The 23121-nt window shown below is 62.3% G+C and carries 18 protein-coding genes; 10 read left to right on the top strand and 8 right to left on the bottom strand.

Translation table 11 applies throughout. The features are described from left to right. Positions 1 to 34 precede the first annotated feature (34 nt). Genes ACSQ84_RS04190 through ACSQ84_RS04175 form a run of 4 tightly spaced genes read right to left on the bottom strand, consistent with a single transcriptional unit; the run spans position 35 to position 4694 of the window. Positions 35 to 772 (bottom strand): ABC transporter ATP-binding protein, encoded by a 738-nt coding sequence (locus ACSQ84_RS04190; protein WP_436210359.1) that lies wholly within the window; start codon positions 770 to 772, stop codon positions 35 to 37. A 16-nt stretch (positions 773 to 788) separates the two neighbouring features. Beyond that, the gene (locus ACSQ84_RS04185) at positions 789 to 1940 is read right to left on the bottom strand and encodes an ABC transporter substrate-binding protein (protein WP_436210358.1); all 1152 of its coding nucleotides are present in this window, start codon (positions 1938 to 1940) and stop codon (positions 789 to 791) included. Positions 1941 to 1968: 28 nt separating this feature from the next. After that, positions 1969 to 3813: a branched-chain amino acid ABC transporter ATP-binding protein/permease gene (locus ACSQ84_RS04180; RefSeq protein ID WP_436210357.1), complete on the bottom strand. Its 1845-nt coding sequence runs from the start codon at positions 3811 to 3813 to the stop codon at positions 1969 to 1971. Positions 3814 to 3821: 8 nt separating this feature from the next. Further along, entirely contained in the window at positions 3822 to 4694 is an 873-nt protein-coding gene (locus ACSQ84_RS04175; protein WP_436210356.1) for a branched-chain amino acid ABC transporter permease, read from the bottom strand. A gap of 292 nt (positions 4695 to 4986) precedes the next feature. On the opposite strand from ACSQ84_RS04175, the gene ACSQ84_RS04170 reads away from it, so the two are divergent. Beyond that, positions 4987 to 5670: a GntR family transcriptional regulator gene (locus tag ACSQ84_RS04170; RefSeq protein ID WP_436210355.1), complete on the top strand. Its 684-nt coding sequence runs from the start codon at positions 4987 to 4989 to the stop codon at positions 5668 to 5670. 358 nt (positions 5671 to 6028) lie between these two features. Here the strand turns inward: ACSQ84_RS04170 and ACSQ84_RS04165 are convergent, their stop codons facing one another. Then, positions 6029 to 6430 carry a RidA family protein gene (locus ACSQ84_RS04165; protein WP_436211175.1) on the bottom strand — a complete coding sequence of 134 codons (402 nt, stop codon included), beginning with the start codon at positions 6428 to 6430 and terminating at the stop codon, positions 6029 to 6031. Positions 6431 to 6714: 284 nt separating this feature from the next. Continuing rightward, positions 6715 to 7071, bottom strand: coding sequence for a hypothetical protein (locus ACSQ84_RS04160; RefSeq protein WP_436210354.1), 357 nt, complete (start codon positions 7069 to 7071; stop codon positions 6715 to 6717). 184 nt (positions 7072 to 7255) lie between these two features. Here ACSQ84_RS04160 and ACSQ84_RS04155 point away from each other — a divergent pair, with 184 nt between their 5' ends. After that, the gene (locus ACSQ84_RS04155) at positions 7256 to 9529 is read left to right on the top strand and encodes a response regulator (RefSeq protein WP_436210353.1); all 2274 of its coding nucleotides are present in this window, start codon (positions 7256 to 7258) and stop codon (positions 9527 to 9529) included. Here the strand turns inward: ACSQ84_RS04155 and ACSQ84_RS04150 are convergent. Continuing rightward, positions 9487 to 10338, bottom strand: a complete 852-nt coding sequence (locus tag ACSQ84_RS04150; RefSeq protein WP_436210352.1) for a response regulator transcription factor — start codon at positions 10336 to 10338, stop codon at positions 9487 to 9489. The genes ACSQ84_RS04155 and ACSQ84_RS04150 overlap by 43 nt on opposite strands. Before the next feature lie 17 nt (positions 10339 to 10355). On the opposite strand from ACSQ84_RS04150, the gene ACSQ84_RS04145 reads away from it, so the two are divergent. The 5 genes from ACSQ84_RS04145 (at position 10356) to ACSQ84_RS04125 (ending at position 17684) form a co-directional block, all read left to right on the top strand. Beyond that, positions 10356 to 11429 (top strand): ABC transporter substrate-binding protein, encoded by a 1074-nt coding sequence (locus ACSQ84_RS04145; RefSeq protein ID WP_436210351.1) that lies wholly within the window; start codon positions 10356 to 10358, stop codon positions 11427 to 11429. After that, positions 11393 to 12322: an ABC transporter permease gene (locus ACSQ84_RS04140; RefSeq protein WP_436210350.1), complete on the top strand. Its 930-nt coding sequence runs from the start codon at positions 11393 to 11395 to the stop codon at positions 12320 to 12322. Before ACSQ84_RS04145 ends, ACSQ84_RS04140 begins: the two co-directional genes overlap by 37 nt. A 47-nt stretch (positions 12323 to 12369) precedes the next feature. Next, a complete protein-coding gene (locus ACSQ84_RS04135; protein WP_436210349.1) occupies positions 12370 to 13149 on the top strand; it encodes an ABC transporter permease in 780 nt (259 codons plus the stop codon). Between the two features lie 10 nt (positions 13150 to 13159). Beyond that, positions 13160 to 14230: an ABC transporter ATP-binding protein gene (locus ACSQ84_RS04130; protein ID WP_436210348.1), complete on the top strand. Its 1071-nt coding sequence runs from the start codon at positions 13160 to 13162 to the stop codon at positions 14228 to 14230. Positions 14231 to 14297: 67 nt separating this feature from the next. Continuing rightward, entirely contained in the window at positions 14298 to 17684 is a 3387-nt protein-coding gene (locus ACSQ84_RS04125; protein ID WP_436210347.1) for a molybdopterin-dependent oxidoreductase, read from the top strand. A gap of 92 nt (positions 17685 to 17776) precedes the next feature. Here the strand turns inward: ACSQ84_RS04125 and ACSQ84_RS04120 are convergent, their stop codons facing one another. Further along, positions 17777 to 18679 (bottom strand): LysR family transcriptional regulator, encoded by a 903-nt coding sequence (locus tag ACSQ84_RS04120; protein WP_436210346.1) that lies wholly within the window; start codon positions 18677 to 18679, stop codon positions 17777 to 17779. 152 nt (positions 18680 to 18831) lie between these two features. Between ACSQ84_RS04120 and hglS the strand changes: the two genes are divergently transcribed. Genes hglS through ACSQ84_RS04105 form a run of 3 tightly spaced genes read left to right on the top strand, consistent with a single transcriptional unit; the run spans position 18832 to position 23068 of the window. Then, on the top strand, positions 18832 to 20235 hold the full coding sequence (hglS, locus tag ACSQ84_RS04115; protein WP_436210345.1) for a 2-oxoadipate dioxygenase/decarboxylase HglS: 1404 nt from the start codon (positions 18832 to 18834) through the stop codon (positions 20233 to 20235). 36 nt (positions 20236 to 20271) lie between these two features. Further along, a complete protein-coding gene (amaB, locus tag ACSQ84_RS04110) occupies positions 20272 to 21825 on the top strand; it encodes an L-piperidine-6-carboxylate dehydrogenase (RefSeq protein WP_436210344.1) in 1554 nt (517 codons plus the stop codon). Between the two features lie 13 nt (positions 21826 to 21838). After that, the gene (locus ACSQ84_RS04105) at positions 21839 to 23068 is read left to right on the top strand and encodes a pyridoxal phosphate-dependent aminotransferase (protein WP_436210343.1); all 1230 of its coding nucleotides are present in this window, start codon (positions 21839 to 21841) and stop codon (positions 23066 to 23068) included. Positions 23069 to 23121: the final 53 nt, after the last annotated feature.

Raw genomic sequence — 23121 nt, 5'->3', positions numbered from 1 at the left:
GCTTGGGTGGGGGGTAGTGAAATAGAAGATGCCATCAGGCACCGAGATAGGCGTCGCGCACGTGATCGTCGCGCAGCAGCTCGTCGGCGTGGCCCTCGAGCGCGATGCTGCCGCCCTCGAGCACATAGCCGTAGTCGGCAACGCCGAGGGCCGCATAGGCATTCTGCTCGACGATCACGACGGTGCGGCCGCCATCGGCGATCTTGCGGATGCTGGCGAACATCTCGGTGGTTAGCTTGGGCGACAGACCCATGGACGGCTCGTCGAGCAGGAGCAGCCGCGGGCCGGCCATCAGGCCACGGCCGATGGCGAGTGCCTGCTGCTCGCCGCCCGAGAGCACGCCACCCATGTCGGCGGCCTTGCGCTTCAGGACGGGGAATAGTTCGAAGACCTCGTCGAGGGTAGCGCTGATCCCACCCCTGTCGTGACGGCGCGCATACGCGCCGACCTCGAGGTTCTCGATCACGGTCAGCGTGCTGAAGATGCGCCGGCGCTGCGGCACGCAGGCGATGCCGCCGGCGACGACCTTGTCGATCGCGCGGCCGGCGATCGACTCGCCGGCGAAGGTGACGGTCCCCTTCGACGGCTTGAGCTTGCCGATGATCAGGTTCAGCGTCGTCGACTTGCCGGCGCCGTTGGCGCCGATGATCGCCACCACCTCCCCGCGTTCGACATGGATGGACAGGTCGAAAAGGACCTGCGCCTTGCCGTAGAACACGTCGACTTGTGACAGTTCCAGCTCGGGCGGCTCGGGGGTGGCGACATTCAGCATCGACGCGCTCCGGCACTTAGTATCGGACCGCGGCGCGGACGACGGGCTTGCCGGCCTTGATCTCGACGATGTTGACCTGCCGGTTGCAGTCGCCCTTCTCGTCGCAGCCATAGGACGCGAGCAAGCCATCGTACTTCACCGTGCCGAAGGTCTCGCGGATCTTGGCCACGTCACCGGCGCCGGCCGCGTTGATCGCCTTCGCGGCGAGCATGGTCGCGTCGTAATAGGTCGCCGACCATACGTCGGGTGCCATCTTGAAGCGCTCCTCGTAGCGCTTGACGAAGGTCTGCACCGCCGGGTTCGGATCGGTCGGGACGAAATAGGAGGCGCTCATCGCGCCTTCGGCGCCGCTGCCGGCGAGCTTGAGAAAGGCATCCTCGCTGAGCACCGCGCCCGCGAAGCGGAAGGGCAGCCCGAACTGCTTGGCCTGCTTGACGATCAGTGCGGCGTCGGTGTCGTGGGCCCACAACACAACGAGGACGGCGCCGGCGTTCTTCAACTTCGCAAGCTGGGCCGAGTAATCCTTGTCGTTGGGATTGTGGCTCTCGACCGCCACCGGCTTCAGGCCGAGCGCGCCCATCTGGGCGACGACGCGCGCCTGACCGGATTTGCCAAAATCATCGTTCGCGTAGAACACGGCGGTCTTGTCGCCGGCGTTCAACTCCTTCCGGGCGTATTCGATGATTGCCTTCGCCTGGATGTCATCGTTGGACCGGGTGCGAATAACGTATTTGCAGCCACTGTTGGTGACGGCCACGCCGGTCGCGCCGGTGAGCGAGACGACCTTGCCATTGCAGTAGACGTTCTGGGTCGCCATCTGCGTCACGGAATAGTGCGGACCAATCATCACCGGCGTCTTGTGTACTTGCATGATCTTGTTGACGGCATTGATCGCGCCGTTGGTGTTGTCGCCCTGATCGTCCTCGAAGACGACCTGCAGCGGCTTGCCGAGCACGCCGCCGGCGGCGTTGATGTCGGCGATGGCGAGTTCGACGCCCTGCTTGAAGTTGCGGCCGACAAGTGCCTTCGACCCCGTCATCGGCAGCGAGACGCCGATCAGCGGCTGTTCCTGCGCCGAAGCCTCGCCCAGCGGCATCGTTGCCAGTGCGACACTCGCACCGGCCAAGGCCAGCAGGCCGCGCATACCCATTGTCGTTTTCCTGTTCATGGTAGTCCTCCCTAAAGGTTGGTCTTGTTCAACCATGCGCTGCGGCATGGTCGACGGAGCGGCGCCGGATGCGGCGCGCGCGCGTTTCGGAGAAGGCCGTGCCGGCGCGCTCGCCGAGATAGGCCTCGATGACAGCTGGCGATTCCATCACCACCGCGGGAGCACCATCGGCAATGAGATCACCCAGATTGAGCACGACAACGCGGTCGCACATGCTGGTGACAAGCTTGATGCGATGCTCGACGACGAGGATCGTCATGCCCTGCGCGCGCAGCCGCTGCAGGATCGTCGACAGCTCCAGAACAAGACCGCCGCGCAGGCCGGCCGCCGGCTCGTCGAGCAGGAGCACCTTGGGTCGTCCGACGATGGCGCGGGCCATCTCGACCAGGCGGCTCTGGCCGAAAGAAAGGTCGCCTGCCCGGCGCATGGCGAGATGGCGCACTCCCATCTGCTCCAGCGCGGCCAGCGACGCCTCCCGGATCGTGGCCCCTCCGCCGGGTTGGCCGGGGATCCGCCGCCATGCGACCATGACATTCTCCAGAACGGTCATGGATTCCCAGAGCCGCACGTTCTGGAAGATGCGAGCGACGCCGTGCCTATGCACCTCCCAGGCGGGGCGGTTTTGCAGCGGATGCGATTCCAGGTCGATCGAGCCGTCGACATGAACCACGCCGGAGCAGGCGTTGATCATGGTCGACTTGCCGGATCCGTTCGGACCGATCAGGCCCAGGATCTCACCGCGCATCATGTCGAAGGAGACCTCGTTCAGCGCCCGTACGCCGCCGAAGCTCCGCGAGACCTTGCGCACGCGCATCAGCGGACCGCCGGGCTCCGGCAAGACCGCCCCCGCAGCGAGAACGGAGCTGGCGGCCGACGCCGCAGCGGCGAGGCTGAGTGGGCCGGCTGAAGCCGATGTCTCGGGCTCGCGCCGGCCCGTCAGGAAGCTGCCCCAGAGCCAGTCGGCGAAAACGCCGAGTCCCTTCGGCCAGACCAGCATGATGATCACGACGGCGGCGCCGAAGGCGGCCATGTAGTAGGTCTGCAGGTCGCGCAGCGCCTCCGGCAGGATCGTGACGACGATCGCGCCGAGCATCGTGCCGGGAATCGAACCGAGGCCGCCGAGCACGACCATCAGCATCATCTTGATGCTCTCGGCGATGCTAAAGTTGGTGGGAGCGACGAAGCCGACCAGCAGCACGTAAAGACCGCCGGAGAGCGCCGCCCACAGGCTGCAGATCATGAAGGCGATGGTCTTTGCCCGAACGGAGTTCACGCCCATCGCTTCTGCCGCCATCTCGTCGTCCCGTACGGCGCGCAACTCGCGGCCGAGCGCGGAGCGATGGAAGACGATCATCAGCCCGTAGCTGGCAAACATCAGGCCGGCGAGCGGCAAATAGAGCTGCTGGGTGATCGTCTCGCCGAGCCCGGGAATGCTCAGCGTCGGGATGTTGCGCAGTCCCATCGGGCCGCCGGTCAGCGCCTCCTCGTTGACCGCGACGATGCGGAAGATCTCGTTCAGGGCGAGCGTCACGATGGCGAGGTAGTGCCCCTTGATGCGGGTCGAGATCATCCCGAGCACGGCGCCGACCGCTCCGGTCAACATCATCGCCAGCAGCAGCGCGAGCCACCAGGGCAGCGACAGCCGCATCATCAGCAGCGCGGTCGCGTAGGCGCCGATCCCGACGAGGGCGGCCTGTCCGAGCACGATTTGCCCGGCGACGCCGGTCGCGACCGAGAGCCCCAGCGCGGCGATGGCGAAGATCCAAGCCAGGTTCAGCACATGCAGATAATACGTGTTCATGCCCATCGCGATGGGCGCGACGATCGCGACGGCGATCAGGAGCCAGGCAGCCGGGCGCAGGAAGGAAGCCATTGCGAACCTCAGGCGCGGTCGGCGTTGCGCTCGGGGATGAGCCCTTCGGGGCGCACCACGAGGAAGACCAGCAGCATGGTGAAGGCGATCGCGTCCTTGTAGGTGGACGAGATGGTGAAGGCGCCGACATTCTCGATGACGCCGAGCAGAACGCCGCCGACGATCGCGCCGGGCACGCTGCCGAAACCGCCGATGATCATCGCCACGAAGCCCCTGAGGCCGACGAGCGTGCCCATTTCCGTGGTGACGTAGAACAGCGGCGCCAGCAGGATGCCGGCAAGCGCGGCCAGCACGGCTGAAAAGGCGAAGGTACCGGCCAGCACCGCATTGACCGGGATACCCATCAGGGCGGCGGTCTCGCGGTCGAGCGCGGTGGCGCGCATGATCTTGCCGATCATGCTGTAGCGCAGGACGAAATACTGAGCCGCCATGACGACGACGACCACGGCCATGATCAGAAGCTGCTGTACCGACAGGCGGAATCCACCGAAATCGAGCATGTCGTCGCCGAACGGGCTGGCATAGAGCAATGGCTCGGGCCCGTAGATGATGCGCGCCATCTCCTTCAGGAAGATGCCGAAGCCGACGGTCGCGATGATCGCCACGAGCGCCCGCTGGCGTTGCAGGCGGGCGAAGACGAGGCGCGAGAAGAGGGCACCGAGTGCAGCCATCGCGGCCGCCGTCAGGAGCAGCGACGGCCAGAACGGCAGACCGAGGCTTGTCGTGAACGTTGCAACGAACACGTAGGCTGCAAATGTCAGGAACTCGCCGGCCGCGAAGTTCACGATCGCCATCGTGTTCCAGACATAGGCATAGCCCAACGCCACCAAGGCGTAGATGCAGCCCATTGCAAGGCCGCTGGCGATCACCTGACCAAGCATTTCATCTCCCTGGTCCAGTCGGACGGGTTAGCCCCTCCTCGCTGGCGTTCTGTGTGCTTACCCGGCCTGATCCGAACTCCGAACCGCAGGCAACGGTCGACGACCTCATGGAAACGTTGTATACACTTGCTAACATGTTAGTGCGTGCTAACACGACTCAGCGTGACTGCCAAGGGGCGCCGGACATTGTTTGAGGGTGACGGAAACAGGCGGCCCTCCTCCTTTGGCTCGAGAAACGTTAGTGTTGTCTTAGAATCGGGGTACCGACTTGGGTGCAGACAAAAGAGCGTCGATGAAGGCCAAGAAGCTCTGGGCGCCCGCTGTTTCGCAGCGGCTCCTTGCGTATGAGGGCTTCCGCGAGCAGATAATGAGCGCGCAAATCCGCCCGGGGCAATTCGTCTCGCAGCGTGAGCTGAGTGAGCGGCTCGGTCTGCCGCTCGGCGCCGTGCGCGAGATGATTCCGCGGCTTGAGGCAGCGCGCCTGATCGTCACCGTACCGAAACGAGGCCTGCAAGTCGCATCAGTCGATCTCAAGCTCGTGCGCAACGCTTTCCAGGTGCGCATCATGATAGAGTGCGAGGCCGTCCGTCATTTCACCAGGACGGCCGCTGATCAGGAACTCGACGTGCTCGAGGACGCCCATCGCGACATCCTGCGGCGGGCCGAGGCCGCACATGACAGGGAAGCGCTCGACGCTGATGCCCGCGCTGTGGACTGGGGCATGCACGACCGCATGGTCGACGCGATGGGCAACGAAATCCTCTCGGAGATCTATCGCGTCAACAGCCTGCACGTCCGGTTGATCCGAATCGATGCGGATCGTGTCGTGCGCCTAAGAGTTTTGCCAGCCATGCAGGAGCACCTTGTCATTATCGCGGCCCTGAAAAAGCGCGATGAGGCGGCCACCGTCGCGGCGATGACGGCCCACATTGAGAGCTCGAAGCAGCGCGTCTTGGAGGCGATGCTTCTCGCTTAGTTCGTATGACCCTTGGCCGGAACTGCCATTATGATCTGCCGAATTAGATCCGCGCCGACGAAAGCCGGTCTCCAGATCGCCGATCGACATCGCTTCCGGGGGAGCGTCAGCGTCGCACTGCGCCACTAGCTGCTAACGCTTCAAAGGCTTGGGGGAGCGCCTCAAAAATCTCGGCTGTGGCTGGTGACCTATGCGCTTCATTACGCGTTCGTGTTCCGTAAGACTGAACGAACGGCCGCTTTGCGCCAATAGCCGACGATCAAGCGGGATCGCTCCCGCAGTTAATTATCGCTGGCACTACCCAGACCGTTAGACCGGGTTCTCTCTGACAAGCTCGCTGGACGCCCGAGAACGCGACCTAGCCACCCGCGCCGATTACCCCGGTCGCGTTGATCTCCACCTTGAGCGGCGGGCTGGCCTTGGGCGAACCAACGCGCTTTACCTCGATCAAGGTTGAGCAGGGAAAGTCGCCGGTGAAGAACTCCCGGCGCGCGCGCCACACCTCGGTGTTTTCATCGAGATTGGTCACGTACACCGTGATAGACACGATGTCATTCATCTTGCCACCCGCGGCGTCCAGCAGGTCCTTGAACTTCTGAAAGATCGACTTGGCCTGAATGTACATGTCGTCGCCTGGATGCTCCCCCTTAGGCCCCGAGCCGGTCATCCCCGCGATGTGGAAATATCCGTTTACCACTTTCATGTTGGACCAAGTCTGCGGCGGCGCTTCCGCCACCTTGGACGACCGGATAGTTTTCATGCTCAAGGTTCCCTCCTGTGAAGCGGATTTGCAGTGAGCAAGGATGCCATGTCGTCTGGACCTTTCCGTCCAAAGAGTTCGTGGCGGCCTCCCAACTCGCGACGCGCAAGCGGATCGTACCACGCGCGTCGCGATGGTAAATGGCCCGAGTTTGGGTTCGCGCGGTGATTGAAGACAGCATGTCGGCCTTGGCTAAACCGAGACGCGAGCCCTCCGGCGAGGCATGTCCATTCTGCCGCCGGGAGCGGACATGTGCATGACCGGCCGCTTTGCGCCAGAAGCGGTCAGTCGTGAGCGGGCTCGTGAGCAACGCCTGAATGTTCAGTCGGCACTAAAGTCACTCGCTCGCGATAGAGCGAGGCGGAGAGCGGATCGCCGTCTTCACGGTGGGTGTCCAGACGTAGGAATACTCCGTCATGCTCCAGAACGTGAGGCCTGACGACTGCGATGGCATCCTCGTCGTTCGCTGCGACTGCAGGACCGATGACATCGCCCCGCCCGAAGCGTCGACACAGGGCAAAGGCGCAAAGCTTGCTCTCGCGGAAAAGGCCGTAACCTGAAGAATGCACAAACAGCGCACTGATGACGTCGTGCCTGCCGACGCCGAAAGCAAATGCGTCGCTGGCGATGACCGCGGGCAAGTCTTGGTCTTGCAGCTGCCTGACCACTCCAGTTGGATACCTCGTCACTGCCCCCAACAGCCGCACCGTGCCCGGCGTTCATCCACCGCGCTAGTCAAAATACTCATCCGGGCACCTGTGCCAGGTTGCCGTCTGGGAACATCATCCGTATTTTGGTTGGTCAACCCAAGCCGAAGCAGACTGAATGGAAATGCTTGCACTGTGGCAATGGTCCAGTCGCTCCAACCGGATCGTCTGGACCGATCCATCAACCCCGGCTCCGCTGCGGGCGGGAAAGGATCGTTCGCGGTCGATCGAGGGCGAAGCACAGGTTGCGATCAACGGAACGACGGTGTCGTTGAGCCACCTCGCGAGAACTGCCGTCAAGGACAATTCCGCTTTCACGGGCCGGGTGGTGACTTGTCCGGCCTGTCCAAGCGCAAAGCATGGCCTGATCTTCGGTCGAAAAGTCAGCAGGTTTGACGCGTCCGGCGCAATCGTTCTGCAACCAATCGACGAGAGCAGGCACGATCATGATCTGACAGGCGCGTTGATCGAGGGCATTGAAGCGCTCCCTGAGGCCTTTGTGCTGTACGACGCACAGGATCGGTTGCTCATTTGCAACGAGCAATATAGGGGCCTTTATCCCACCGTGGCAGACCTCATGGTACCTGGTCTGTACTTTCCTGACCTGGTTCGGGAAAGCATCCGAAGGGGCGTATTCAAGATCAACGAAGACGAGGAAGTCTGGGCTCAACGGCGAATTTCCTTCCATCAGGCGGGGATTGGCTTCTTCGAACAGCAACTTTCAGACGGCCGTTGGATCCAGGTCAGCGAGCGACGTACGGCATCGGGAGGCATCACCAGCATTCGCGCTGACATCACAGTATTGAAAGAACGGGAACGTGACCTGCGAACCGCTCGCGCCCAAGCCGAGGGGGAGATCGCGATGCGGGCCCAGTTCATCGCCAAGGTCGGCCATGAACTGCGCAATCCACTAAATGTGATCTTTGGTGTTGCCCAACTGCTTGAGGGCGAGGGGATGTCCAAGAGGCAAAAGGCCATGATGTCCAGCCTTCTGGGGGCCGCCCGTTCCATGCGCGACGTTCTAAACGACATTCTCGATGTCGCGAGCGTAAGTTCGGGCCATCTCAACATTCGTCGCGAAACAGTGGAATGCCGCCCGCTGCTGGACGAAATGACGAACATCGCGAAGTTGATGGCGGATCAGAGGGGATTGAAGTTCCATTCGCGTATGCGCAAGGATTTGCCGGACTCGGTCGCAACGGACCCCAGACGGCTGCGACAGATCATTCTGAACCTGCTTGGAAATGCGTTCAAATATACTTCTTCAGGCGCGATTGCGTTTGCGGCATCGCGGGGTTGGAGCGATACGGGCGATGCGGTGATACGAATCACCATTACAGACACTGGCCCGGGCATCGCCAAGGACCGTAAAGACGAGCTATTTGTCCCGTACTCCAGGCAGAAGGAACATATCGAAGCAGGCATCGAGGGCTATGGCCTTGGCCTATCAATTTGCGAAGAATTAGCGCAAGCGATTGGCGCCCGGGTCGGCTTGTCACCTGCCGCTCGCCGTGGGACCCGTGCGTGGGTCGAAATTCCCTTGGCAAGCAAGGACGAGGCAGACCCGATGCGGGCGGTCGCACGGCCGAGACCGCCCCTTGCCGCCGGTCCCCCGCTCAGCGTTCTAGTCGTAGACGACGAACAGACCAATCTGATCGTCGTGGAGGCGCTTCTCAAGCGCCTCGGCCACACGGTGACGACCGCACTCGACGGCGTGGAGGGATTGCACGCACTTCAACGAGAGGCCTACGATGCGGTCCTTCTCGATATTTCCATGCAAGAGATGTCTGGCATCGAAGTTGCCCGGAAAGTCGCCACCATGGATCTCGGCGGGAGACATCCGCCGATTATTGCCCTGACGGGCAACGCTTTGCCCGAAGAAGTCAAAACCTATTTTGCGGCCGGCTTCACGGGCTTCATCGAGAAGCCGGTATCGCTGGAACAACTTGCCGAGGCACTTGCCAACACGCGCGCCCCAGAAGGCGTAAGCGTTCTTGAGCCGAAGGACCGTATACGTTTTCCGCAGCGTGCGGATGTGACCGGTACTTTCGACAGCGCGCGCCTTGATCGCATGGTGGTCGATATCGGTCGCGACAATGTTCGTGCGATTGTCGTTGCTGCTATCGCCACGTTCCGGAAGACGGCAGCCGAGTTGGCCAGGCGCTCGAGCGATCGCCGCAAGCTCGGACGTCTACTACACAAGGTTCACTCAGTTGCGGGCCTTTTTGGCTTCGAGGAGCTTGCAGCCAAAGCATTCGCGCCCAAGTCCGCCGGCGAAGAAGAGATGTCCAGACCACGGGCGGAAGCGCTACGTCACGACCTCACCAACGCGATCGCACAGATGCAAGCCTACGCGTCCGAGCTCGAGGCACCGGCCTTACCTCTGACGTGACCTCTGCGCCCAGCGGACTCCAGCTTGTAGCCGTACCCTCGTACGGTCCGCAGCAACGAGGAATTGAGCCCCGCCTGCGCCATTTTTCTGCGAAGCCGCGAAATCCGGATGTCGACCGCGCGCTCGGAGTCCGGCGACTCGCCGCTCGCCACGGCATCGATAATCTGGGCTCGGGTCAAGACACGATCCTGGCTTCTGGCAAGCACGTTGAGCAGCGAGAACTCGGCGGCACTGAGATCAACGCTCTCGCCCGAGGCGTTAAGCAGCGTTCGGCCCCGCAAATCCAATTCACCCCCTGCGCAATCCAGCCGCAATCCGGGTTCGCCGGCTTGCCGGTCGCCTCGTCGCAGGATGTTGTTGAGACGCAGCACCAGTTCGCGCGGTTCGAAAGGCTTGGGCACAAAATCGTCGGCGCCGATCTCCAGCGCGACCAACCGATCCTCGGCCTCGCTGCGGCCTGTCACCACGACGATCGGAATCGACGATCTCGCCCTCAACATGCGTATCAGCACGATGCCGTCTTCGTCGGGCAGATTGAGGTCTACGATGATGGCATCCCACGCCTCGCGGTCAAGCTTCCTCAATCCCACTTCTGCCGAACCAACGCGCTCTGTGGCGTAGCCTGCGGTCTTGAAGTAGGCGGCGAGCAGGATGGCGAACGTATCGTCATCCTCGATGAGCAAAAGCCTCTTGATCGAGTGCCTCCGAGGGCCGATCGGGCAAGGATGAAACAATCCAGAAACAATTGCAACACATTCAGGAAGCACCGCGCCCCTAGGGTCCGTAACCGGGACATCCAGCGAGGCCAACGGCCACCGCACAAACATTGGGGGCAGCCATGACACACCGAAGCGTTTTCCAAGGCGGGTTGGATCGACGGCGTTTTCTCGAGTTGGGGTCGGCCGCAGCTTTGGGAGCCCTCCTCCCAAGCGAAACCAAGGCTCAGGGCGCAGAACTCGTCGTCTCAAATTGGGGCGGTGACTGGAACGAGCGCATCGTGAAGGGGTTCGAGAACCCGGCGTTCGGCTCGTCGCAACTGCGCATCGTCCACGACCTCGCGCCAGTCCCCGAGCGCAAGGCCAAGCTGCTCGCCGAACGGCGGTTGCCGCGGGGTACTGTCGATGTGACGTGGCTCAGCGATGCCGACGCGTATGAGATGAACTCACAGGGCGTTCTCGAAACCCTCGATGTATCGCGCATCCCGAGCAGCGCTCACATCGTCGAAAAGTTCCGTCTACCCTATCTCGTACCCTGTATCTATGGCGGCGTCGTTATTCTCTACAATCCGGCGAAGATCCCGACACCGCCGAGCAGTTTTGCCGATCTATGGAATCCGAAATACGCCGGGCGCGTCGGGATCATGGATCAGATCTACTTCAACTACATCTATGCAGCCTCGCTGGCGAACGGCGGCACGATGGGGGATGTCAGCAAGGCCTTCCCAGCTCTGCTGGACCTGAAGAAGGCAGTGCAGCCGCGTCTCTACCCGTCGCATCAGACGCTCGCGGCCGCGTTCCAGTCCGAGGAGATCTGGATTTCGGCCAACTACAGCGCCCGGGCGGTGCAATGGGAAAAGGAAGGGCTCCCGATCCGCTGGTCCTACCCCAAGGAGGGTGCCGTCTTCATCTCTTTCGGCGCCGGGATTACCAAGCGCGCGCGAAACACCGAGGCCGCCTACCAATATCTCGAAGCCATGCTGCAGCCAAAGCCGATGGGGGCAATTTCGGTTGCAACGTCGTATTCCGTTGCGACTAACAACGCAGAACTCAACCCCGAAGCGCGCAAGAGCATGGAGTTCACCACCGAACAGATCGCAAAGCTGAACTTCGTCGACTATCCCTATGCGGCGAAGAACGATCCAAAATGGGTCGAGTGGTGGAACAAGGAATTCAAGGCTTGAGTGCAGTTCTTGCGGCCGACTCAGGAGTCCAGGCCACGCATTCGATCCCCCGATCGAGGGCGGGCTGGCTGCTGCTGCCTAGCTTGGCATTGGTCCTGCTCGGGCTGATCCTGCCGCTGTTCCTGATGGCCAAGTACAGCGTTTCGCATTTCGAAGCGGGTGCGGTCGTCGCGGAAGGGCTGACGCTCGAGAACTACGTTCGCTTCTTCAGTGATCCGTTTTATCTCTGGATCCTTCTGCGGACGCTGACGGTCGCGTTCAGTTGCACGGTCGTGTGCCTGCTGCTTGGACTTCCTGCGGCTTACATTCTGAGCCGAATCTCGCATCCCGTGATCAAGACGGCACTCATTCTGGCCACCGTCATTCCGCTGCTAATGGGCAACGCCGTACGCGCCGCCGGGTGGATGGTGCTACTCGCCGATCGCGGCCTGGTGAATTCGACCCTCATCTTTACCGGCATCATCTCCGAGCCGGTCCGGATCCTCTACACCGGCAGCGCGGTCGTGATCGGTCTCATCGCTGTGCTGCTGCCCTTCATGATCATCTCGCTGCAGAGCGTTTTCGAAGGCATTGGAGAAATCTACGAGGAGGCGGCACTCAGTCTAGGTGCCCGCCCGTGGAAAATGTTCTTTCGCGTCCTGCTGCCTCTGGCTGTACCGGGCATCTTCTCGGGTTGCCTGCTGTGTTTTGTCCTGGCGGTCAATGCATACGCGACACCGGTGCTGATCGGCGGCCCTTCATTCCAGATGATGGCTCCCAAGGTATATGAGCAGGCGATCAAGGTTTACAACTGGCCATTCGCAGCCAGCCTCGCCTTCATTCTCATGGGCGTAACCTTCATCCTAACCGTTCTCTCCAGCCTGACGCTTCAGAAGCGTTACGGGACGGTGTAGCGGTGCAACCAACAGCCTCAGCACCTGCGCGCTCGTTCCGACCCGTCATGATCGGAACCTGCGTCATCGCCTTCATCATGGTGCTCGCTCCGCTGTTCGCGGTGGCGTGGGTCAGCTTCTTCGACAACAAGATCATCAGCTTTCCACCCCGAGGATATACGCTGAACTGGTATGTCGCGGCTTGGGAGATGGAACGATTTCGGGACGGCTTCCTGACAAGTCTAAAGCTCGGTATCGTGGCAACCCTGGTGAGCCTGCTGGTCGGCGTGCCCGCTTCCGTCGTGCTGGCTCGCGGCGCGTTTCGTGGCCGGGAACTGGTTCAATCCATCCTGCTCGCTCCCCTCATCGTTCCCGGCATTGTCGCGGGCGCCGCGCTTTACATGTTTCTGATCGAGATCGAGATCGCAACAGGTATCCAGGTCGCGATGACGTTCGGCGGTCTTGCGCTTGCCCACAGTCTCATTGCTTTGCCGTGGACGGTTCGGCTCGTCACGGCTTCGCTCATCGGGGCCGATCGACAGCTGGAAGAGGCCGCGCTCGTCATGGGCGCCCGTCCGCTCACAGCATTCTGGCGTGTCACATGGCCCGTCATTCGTCCAGGCGTCGTGGCCGGAGGGCTCTTCTCCTTCATCATTTCGTTCGTTGACCTTGAGAAGTCATTGTTTCTGGTCGGTCCCGGGAGCACCACGCTGCCGATCGCAATCGTGAATTACCTGGAGTGGAGCATCGATCCGACGATCGCAGCCGTGGCAACGGTGCAAATCGTCGTGATCGCAGCCGGCCTCATTGTCGGCGATCGCTATTTCAAACTTACGCGTGCATTCTGAGAAGGCGCCGATGTCACAGATAACGCTGAACAATCTTACGAAGCAGCACGGCGACGTGACGGCGGTCGACCGCGTCTCTCTTGAAATCAAACAAGGAGAGTTCATCGCGTTTCTCGGCCCGTCGGGATGCGGCAAAACGACGACGCTGCGAATGATCGCCGGCCTCACCATGGCGAGCGAAGGCAATATTTATTTCGGTGACCGCGATGTCACCTATCTGCCTCCCTATCTACGCAACGCCGGGCTCGTATTCCAAGGTTACGCGCTGTTCCCGCACATGAGCGTCGCCCAGAACGTCGCCTTCGGCCTGGAGATGCGCAAGATTGATAGAACGGAAGGACAGCGGCGCGTCATGGAGGCACTGGCGCTCGTCAAGCTCGATCATCTGGCCGACCGGCTCCCCAGGCAATTGTCGGGCGGGCAGCAGCAGCGCGTCGCTCTCGCACGCGCGATCGTCTACGAGCCCGACGTGCTTCTTCTGGATGAACCCCTTTCGGCTCTCGACGCCAAGCTGCGGCACGAGGTGCGCAGCGAACTCAAGCGCCTGCAATCCAAGCTAGGCCTGACGACGATCTTCGTTACCCACGACCAGGACGAGGCTCTGAGCGTCGCCGACCGGATCGTCGTGATGTCTGCCGGTAAGGTCGAGCAGGTCGGCACGCCCCGCGATATCTATCAACGACCCGCGACCCGTTTCGTCGCGGAGTTCATCGGATTGACTAATTTCATCGTGGGATGGGTTGGCGCGGCCGACTGTTTCCATGCCGCTGGTGGCGAAAAGCTGGTGATTTCGGCGGGTTGCGGAAGCGGGATAACCGCCGTGGCGATACGTCCCGAGCAAATCAACCTGCGAGAGCGCGAGGCTTCCGGCCGTGATGCAAACAGTCTCGCCAACAGCCTGCAGGTGACGGTCGAGGAAGTGACGTATCGGGGCGCCCTCACGGAGTTTGTCGTCAAAACGAACTCGGGATTGCAGCTGATCGCTCATCGACAGAACGACGACATGTCGCGAAGCGCCCCTCCGCAACCAGGCGATCTGATGGTTGCGTCATGGCCAGCCGCCGCCACGATCGTTTTCTGAACGCCGATAGGCCATCAAGCCCGACGGGCGCACCGCATGCACCGCAAGAGTCCGATCGAGGCACCCCATGATTGAGAGACATCACGGCTATTGCACCCTCTGTCGCTCGCGCTGCGGGTCGATCACGTTGGTTGAAAATGGCCGGATGATCGGGGTCGAACCGCGTCTCGATCATCCGACGGGAGGCGCGCTGTGCGCTAAGGGTCGCGCTGCACCTGAACTAGCTCACAGCCCGAAGCGCCTGACGAAACCCTTGCGTCGGCTGGGACGCAAAGACGACGGCGATCCCCGATGGACGGAAATCAGTTGGGACGAGGCACTGGCCGAAATCGCCGAACGTCTCCTGTTGATCCGAGCTCAATCTGGCGCCGAGTCCGTTGCCTTTGCCATGACCACGTTCAGCGGTACGCCGATAGTCGACAGCTACGATTGGGTGGAGCGGTTCATTCGCTGTTTCGGTAGCCCAAACCTCGTCTATGCCGTCGAGGTCTGCGGTTGGCACAAGGATTATGCCCATGCGCTGACCTTCGGACGCGGCCTCGGCGTTCCCGAATATGATCGGGCTGACGTCATCCTGCTGTGGGGCCATAACCCAGCCCGAACCTGGCTGACGCAGGCGAGCCGTGTCGCCGACGCGCGACGTCGTGGTGCCAAAGTAGTCGTCATCGATCCCAAGCCCGACGGTTCCGGCCAGCAGGCCGATCTGTGGCTGCGAATGCGCCCCGGCGCAGACGGAGCGCTCGCAATGGGCGCCATCCGTCACCTTATCGAGACTCGGACGTATGATGACGAGTTCGTCCGAAACTGGACGAATGCCGCGCTCCTTGTCGACACCGACACCGGCCGCTTTGTCCGGGCGAGCGATATTATGGAGGGTGCGCCCAACGAATGTTTCGTGGTCCTGGGTCGCGATAGCAAGCCGGCGGCCTATGACACGCAGCGCACGCTCCCCCGCCCGGCGGACGTCGAACTCGAGGCGCGAACCACACTGCGAACGCTGGGTGGGCGCACCATCCACGCCTCGACCGCTTTCAGACTTCTTGCAACCCGGGCCCGCGAATATCCCGTCTCCCGCGTCGCGGAACTGACGTGGCTCGGTGAAGCCGATGTGACCGCATTCTACGCACTGCTCGAAAACGCTCCCCGCCTCGCCTACTACACCTGGACCGGCGTGGGTCAGCACACCAACGCCACGATGACCGAGCGAGCTATCGCCAGTCTCTTCGCCCTGACCGGATCGTGCGATCGCGAAGGCGGCAACGTCTGGACTGTGTTGCCGCCGATGAACGTCATCAACGATCTATCCCTGTTGCCTCCCGGTCAGAAAGAAAAAGCGCTCGGCCTCAACGAACTCCCGCTCGGGCCGCCCGCACGAGGCTGGATCACGGCTCGCGACTTCAGCCGCGCTGTCCTGAAAGGTGAGCCCTACCGCGTACGTGCTCTAATGAGCTTTGGTACCAATCTGGCCGTGTCCCAGATCGACACTAGTCGGAATCTGGCCGCGCTGCGCGCGCTTGAATTTCATGTGCATGCCGACATGTTCATGAATCCTACGGCGGAGTGTGCCGATATCGTGCTCCCGGTCAGCATGCCCTGGGAGCGCGAAGCGCTGCGCATCGGTTTCGAGATCACGCAGGAAGCCGTTGAGACCGTCCAGTTTCGCTCTCAAATGCTGCCCACGCTCGGCGAGTGCCGCGCGGATTACGACATCGTGATGGCCTTGGCCGTGCGCATGGGCATGGATGCTCAATTCTTCGACGGAGATATCGTCGCCGGCTGGAATCATCAGCTTGCCCCGCTAGGCGTCACGGTTGCGGATTTGCGCGGCCTGCCGAATGGCAAGCGCTTCCCGCAACCCTTCACTTACCGCAAATTCTCCGCGACGGCTGACGAAGTCGTCAGAGGCTTCGCAACTCCAACCCGACGCGTGGAGTTGTATTCCGAACTTCTCCTCGAGCACGGCCATGACGCGCTTCCCAACTTCGTGGAACCGGAAGACGGTCCCGGCGCCTCAGGAAGCCTGCCGCTGGTGCTGACGACCGCGAAGAGCGGCTGGTTCGTTCACACTTCGCATCGCCATGTCGCTTCGCTTCGCCGCAAATCCCCCGATCCGATGGTTGAGATCAGCCCGGCGCTGGCCAAAGCCCGAGGGATTTCGAATGGGGACTGGGCACTCATCACCACCCGCGCCGGCCAGGTAGCACTCCGCGTCCGTACCAATACGGCGCTGGATGACCGAACGGTCGTGGCTGAGTTCGGCTGGTGGGAGGAGTGCGTACCATTGGGGCGTGAGAGCAGCGCGGTCGACGGCCCTTCGACTGCGAATATTAACGCCATCCTGCGGGACGAGCAGCGCGATCCGATCAGTGGCTCTGTGCCGCTTCGCGCCGTCACTTGCGACGTCCTTCGGCATCCGTCCGCCAATCGGGGGCGCTGGTCGGGGCAGCGCCGATTCAAGGTCGCACTGGCAACACCCGAAGGAGCGGACGCGATGGCGCTGTCGCTTGCACCGTGCGACGATCTGGATCTTCCTGATTTTCTGCCGGGGCAACACGTCGTCGTCCGGCTGCCGGATCACCCGCTGGCACGCGCCTACTCCCTGACGGGGGCGGCATCTGCGCGCGGCCGCCTGTCGATTGCGGTCCGCTGCAATCCCGAGCGTTCGAAGGCCGAGCATGAGACGTCGTTATCGCATGATCTTCAGGGCCTGCGCGTCGGCGACGACATTCTGCTGGAGGCGCCATCCGGCGTTTTCACGCCTCCCGTCGCCAGCACGCGACCGGTGATCCTGATCGCCGGTGGCATCGGCATAACGCCCTTCGTCGGCTATCTCGAGGCCGTGGCTCGGGCGCGGCCGCGTTCGGCCCATTCAATCTATCTCCTTCATGGCTGTCGCCGCGGCGCCGAACATCATCTTGCTGGTCGTCTGGACGAACTCGCGCGAGAGATTGGAACGTTGCGGCGAATCACGGCCTACTCCCAACCGAGCCGCGACGACGAGATTCTCCGGCGTTTCGATCAGGAAGGCCGGCTTGACGTCTCCGCCATCGAAGATGTCATCCCTACCCGGCCGCTGGCCTATATCTGCGGGTCACCCAGCTTCATCACTTCAGTAACCGAAACGTTGGCGGTGCTCGGTGTGCCTCGCTTCGACATTTTCTCGGAAGCCTTCGTGTCACGGAGCGAGGTACCGGCGCAGCTGGAGCCGCAGACCGTGACGATCGCCAGCACCGGCCAGTCATTTGTGTGGACACCAGCCTCCGGCCCGCTGCTCGACGCGGCGCTGGCAGCGGGCCTCTCGCTTCCGAGCGGTTGCCGGGTCGGCCAATGCGAAAGCTGCGCCGTGCGGGTGACGGAAGGACGCTTTGCCCATCTTACCGAATTCGACGGTGAACCCGATCGCTGCCTGACCTGCCAGGCAGTTCCGCTCTCGGCTCTGACGATCGCTGTATGAGCATGCTCGCGGAGATTAGAACTGAAGGCGCCGCGATTAATCGTTCCGCGAGCCGCAGCTGTCGGACGCCGCTATCCCTTGGCCGAATTCGTTCACCGATCGGTAGCCGTTTCCGCCACGAGCCATTCCCGAAACGCCGACAGCGGCGGGTGCGTCGCGCGTTCGGACGGCCAGACGAGAAAATATCGTTCCGGGCTTTCCATAGGCAGGTTGATCGCGCGGACCAGCTTACGGCTCGCCAATTCGTCCTGGATCAGGAAGGTAGGCAACAACGCCACGCCGACGCCGGCGATTGCGGCCTGGGCGACAGTCGCGAACTGATCGAAAACCATCCCATGGAAATTGCTGCCCGGCACCTCGTGGATCGAAAACCAGTGGTCCCAGGCCTGACGCCGAGTGGAGATGCTAAGCAGCGGAGCCTTCTTGAGATCGCCTGCAACACGGAAAGCAAACCTCCGCTTAAGGTCGGGGCTGCATGCGGGAACGACTTGTTCGGATCGCAAGAGAACCATCTCCGCCCCGGGCCACTCCGGCTGACCGAAATGGATCGCAGCATCCAACGCTTCCGCGCGAAAATCGAAATAGGACAATCGCGTGGTGAGGTTGATCGTGATTCCCGGGTTCGCCGCCAGGAATCTGGGCAAACGCGGCGCGAGCCAGCGCGTGCCGAATGTCGGAAGAATGGCAAGATTGAGCGCTCCCCCGCTCGGGTTGGCGTGCAGATTGAAGGAGGCGGTGCTGATCTTGTGGAGCGCTTCGCGAACCTCGCGCGCATAGGCCTCGCCGGCTGCCGTGAGGCGAATGGTCTGACGCTCGCGGACGAAAAGTTCGACCTCGAGCTGTTCCTCCAAAATCTTGATCTGACGGCTGACTGCACTTTGGGTGAGAAGGAGTTCGCGGGCGGCCAACGTCATGCTGCCGGTTCGGGCGGTGGCTTCGAACGCCGCCAAAAGCGCTGTCGATGGAAGGAAGCGACGGGGCGTTTGCATAGTCATTCCAATTCAGAATGATGTTCTGAGCAAACATTGTTTGAATTGGCTGCTAATGCAAGATTAATGTCAAAGTTCATAACGGTAACGCATGAACGCAAGGCCGGGACAAGCGCCACACGCCCCCGAGGGATGATGGCACGGCAATGGAGGCTTTGATGACAGCGCCGCACGTCGAGTCGGACCAGGTCCGCACTTTGTTTTCTCGCGCCATGTCGGAAATGTACCGGGCTGAAGTACCGCAGTATGGTACTCTGGTGGAACTCGTCGATGATACCAATCGCGAGACCTTGCAGCGACATAACGAGCTTCGCGCGAGCCTCGAACGGAGCGGCGACCTCGACAGATTGGGCGTCGAACGCCACGGCGCCATCCGCCTGGGAAGTGCCGAAGAGCTGTTCAACAGCCGCCGCGTCTTCGCCGTGATGGGTATGTACCCGGTTGGCTACTACGACCTGTCGGTTGCCAATGTGCCCGTCCACGCGACGGCGTTTCGGCCGATCGCGGATGAAGCACTCCGTCGCAACCCGTTCCGGGTGTTTACCTCGCTGTTGCGCCTCGAACTGATCGAGGACGAGGCGCTTCGCTCAGAGGCCGCGCGTATCCTCGCCGCCCGCCGGATCTTCACGCCGCGAGCGCTCGAACTGGTCGGCATCTTCGAGACCGAAGGCGGCTTGACCCGCCAGCAAGCCGAGGAGTTCGTGCACGAGGCGCTGGAAACCTTCCGTTGGCATGGCGATGCCAAAGTGAGCCTCGATGTTTACCAGAAACTCCATGACGCCCATCGTCTCATTGCTGACGTGGTGAGCTTCAAGGGCCCGCATATCAATCACCTGACGCCGCGCACGCTCGACATCGACGCGGTCCAGGCGGCAATGCCAAAGCGCGGCGTCACGCCGAAGGCGGTGATCGAAGGCCCGCCGCGCCGCAACTGCGCGATCCTGCTGCGGCAGACCAGCTTCAAGGCGCTCGACGAGCCAATCATCTTCACGCAGGCGAACGCCGGAACGCACACAGCACGCTTTGGCGAGATCGAACAGCGCGGTGTTGCCCTTACACCGAAAGGCCGCGCACTCTATGACAAGCTGCTCGGCTCGGTAAGACGTCACGTCGGGGCTGAGGGGATCGGACCAAATGCCGGCGACTATGGCGCCGAACTTGCTGAACGTTTTAAGGCGTTCCCGGATGATTGGGCGGAGCTGCGAGCTCAAGGCCTTGCCTTCTTCCGCTACTCGGCGACGCCGGCGGGCATTGAGGCGAGCAAGCGTCGGGCTTTGCCCTCCACCGTGGATGGTCTAATCGCCGGGGGCTTCCTGCATGCCGATCCGATCGTCTACGAGGATTTTCTCCCTGTCAGCGCCGCCGGGATTTTCCAGTCCAATCTCGGCACCGATGAGCAGCAGAATTACACCGGCCGCTCCAACCGAGCAGCGTTCGAAGCCGCCCTTGGTGCCGAAGTTCACGATGAATTTGCGATGTACGCCCAGGCAGAACAGACTTCCCTGGAGCAGGCTCTCGTCCGACTCGGGTCACCGCATGTCGCGCGCAAGGCGATTGCCTGACGAAGATATCAACATCCAACCGCCTGAGGACCCGTCATGACCAACGACCGATCACAGACCGTCAAATCCCTGGTGAGCGAAGTAGACGCGCTTCTGAAAGAGCTTGGCGTCGAGGGTGTCCGCTACGTCGATGGGACGCTTGCCGCTCGATCACCGATCACCGGCGAGGTCACTGCCCACGTGCACGAGATCAGTCCCGCGGAGGCGCGGGCCGCAATCGACAAGGCGCATGCAGCCTTCCTCGAATGGCGCCTGGTGCCTGCTCCGAAGCGCGGCGAACTGGTCCGGCTTCTTGGCGAGGAACTGCGTGCCCACAAGCAGGCTCTCGGCAGGCTGGTCTCCATCGAAGTCGGCAAGATTGCTTCGGAAGGTCTCGGCGAGGTCCAGGAAATGATCGACATCTGCGACTTCGCCGTAGGCCTGTCGCGCCAGCTCTACGGCCTGACGATCGCGACCGAACGCAGCGAACACAGGATGATGGAGACGTGGCATCCGCTCGGTGTCACCGGAATCATCTCGGCGTTCAACTTCCCTGTCGCCGTCTGGTCCTGGAATGCGGCGTTGGCCCTGATCTGCGGCAATAGCATCGTCTGGAAACCGTCCGAGAAGACGCCGCTCACCGCACTCGCAACGGAAGCGCTGTTCGAGCGCGCGCTCAAGCGCTTCAGGCAGGAAGGCGGCGCGGTGCCAGATGGGCTTTCGGTCGTGTTGTTTGGCGGCCGCGAGATCGGCGAGATCCTGGTCGACCACGCCAAGGTTCCCTTGGTCTCGGCAACCGGTTCGACGGCGATGGGCCGCATTGTCGGACCGCGGCTCGCCGGGCGCTTCGCGCGCGCGATCCTCGAGCTTGGCGGCAACAATGCGGCGATCGTCACCTCGACTGCCGACCTCGACGTCACCTTGCGCGGCGTCGCGTTCGCCGCCATGGGCACGGCTGGGCAGCGTTGCACGACGCTGCGCCGCCTCTTCGTTCACGAGAGCGTCTACGAGGCCTTTGTGCCGCGCCTAAAGCGTGCCTACGAAAGCGTGACCATCGGCAATCCGCTCCAGGACGGTAATCTGGTTGGCCCCCTGATCGACGAAGCGGCCCATGCCTCCATGCAGAAGGCGCTGAGTGCGGCGCGTGCAGCGGGCGGCATCGTCTTCGGCGGCGACCGGGTCGTCGTCTCCGGCGCCGACCAGGCTTATTATGTGCGCCCGGCACTGGTCGAGATTACGGGACAAGTCGGGCCGGTCGAGCACGAGACCTTTGCGCCGATACTCTATGTCATCAAATATCGCGACTTCGACGCCGTGCTCGAACTCCATAATTCCGTGCCGCAGGGTCTCTCCTCCTCGATCTTCACCAACGACCTACGCGAGGCAGAGACGTTCCTGTCGGCGCGCGGCTCCGATTGCGGGATTGCCAACGTCAATCTCGGGCCGTCGGGCGCCGAGATCGGCGGCGCCTTCGGCGGTGAAAAGGAGACCGGCGGCGGGCGCGAATCCGGCTCGGACGCATGGAAGGCCTATATGCGACGCGCCACCAACACCATCAATTTCGGCCGGACGCTGCCGCTCGCCCAGGGCGTCAAGTTCGACGTGACCTGAAGGGAGAGCCAGCATGAACGCGCCCGTACAAACCTCATCGCTGTTCCGGCCGGCGAAACGCCTCTCCGCGATCGGGGTGTCGGAGATTCTGAAGATCACCGGACTTGCCGCCGAGATGAAGCGCCAGGGGCAGGACATCATCATCCTTGGTGCCGGTGAGCCCGATTTCGACACGCCGGACCCGATCAAGGACGCAGCAGAGCGCGCCATGCGCGCTGGTGCGACGAAATACACCGCGCTGGATGGCTCGCCCGAACTCAAAACCGCCATCCGCGCCAAGTTCAAGCGCGACAACGGCCTCGACTTCGCGCAGGACGAGATCACGGTGTCTGCCGGCGCTAAGCAGGTGCTGTTCAACGCCATGATGGCGACGATCAGCCCCGGCGACGAGGTGATCGTCCCGACGCCGTACTGGGTGACGTATGCCGATATCGTCCTGATCGCCGGCGGCGAGCCCGTGCTCGTGCCGTGCTCGGAAGCAAACGGCTTCCGGCTTTCGGCCGAGGATCTCGAACGGGCGATCACGCCCCGCACGCGATGGCTGATGCTGAACTCGCCATCGAACCCCTCCGGGGCGGCCTATTCGCAAGGTCAATACCGGCCGATCCTCGATGTGCTTCTCAGGCATCCGCATGTCTGGCTGGTGGTGGACGACATGTATGAGCACATCGTCTACGACGACTTTCGCTTCGTCACGCCGGCGGCGATCGAACCGGCACTCCGGGAGCGCACGCTTACCGTGAACGGAGTTTCGAAAGCCTACGCCATGACCGGTTGGCGGATCGGCTACGGCGGCGGACCAAACGCCCTGATCAGGGCCATGGCTGTAGTCCAGAGCCAATCGACTTCCTGCCCTTCCTCTATCGGCCAGTCCGCAGCCGTCGAAGCGCTGAACGGTCCGCAGGATTTCATTCGCGAGCGCCGTCGGTCGTTCCAGGAACGGCGTGATCTTGTCGTCGGCGCGTTGAACGGTATCGACGGCATCACCTGCCGCGTGCCCGAGGGCGCCTTTTACACATTCGCCAGCTGTGCCGGCTTGATCGGCAAGAAGACATCCGACGGTCGAGTGATTGATCGCGATACCGCCTTTGCGCAATACCTTCTGCGTACTGCGGGCGTCGCGGTCGTGCCGGGCTCGGCCTTCGGTCTCGCGCCTTACTTCAGGATTTCCTATGCAACATCGACTGCCGAACTAAGGGAAGCCTGCCGGCGCATCGCCTCTGCATCCGCTCAGCTTAAGTGAGAGCATCAACGTCGCTTGAACGGCCAGAATCGCTGCCGCGCGCGATCGGTTTG

Source organism: Bradyrhizobium sp. LjRoot220 (assembly GCF_964252915.1).
In the GTDB taxonomy this organism is placed as follows: domain Bacteria; phylum Pseudomonadota; class Alphaproteobacteria; order Rhizobiales; family Xanthobacteraceae; genus Bradyrhizobium.
The sequence above is the reverse complement of the archived record's forward strand: the minus strand, read 5'-3'. Positions and strand labels throughout refer to the sequence as shown.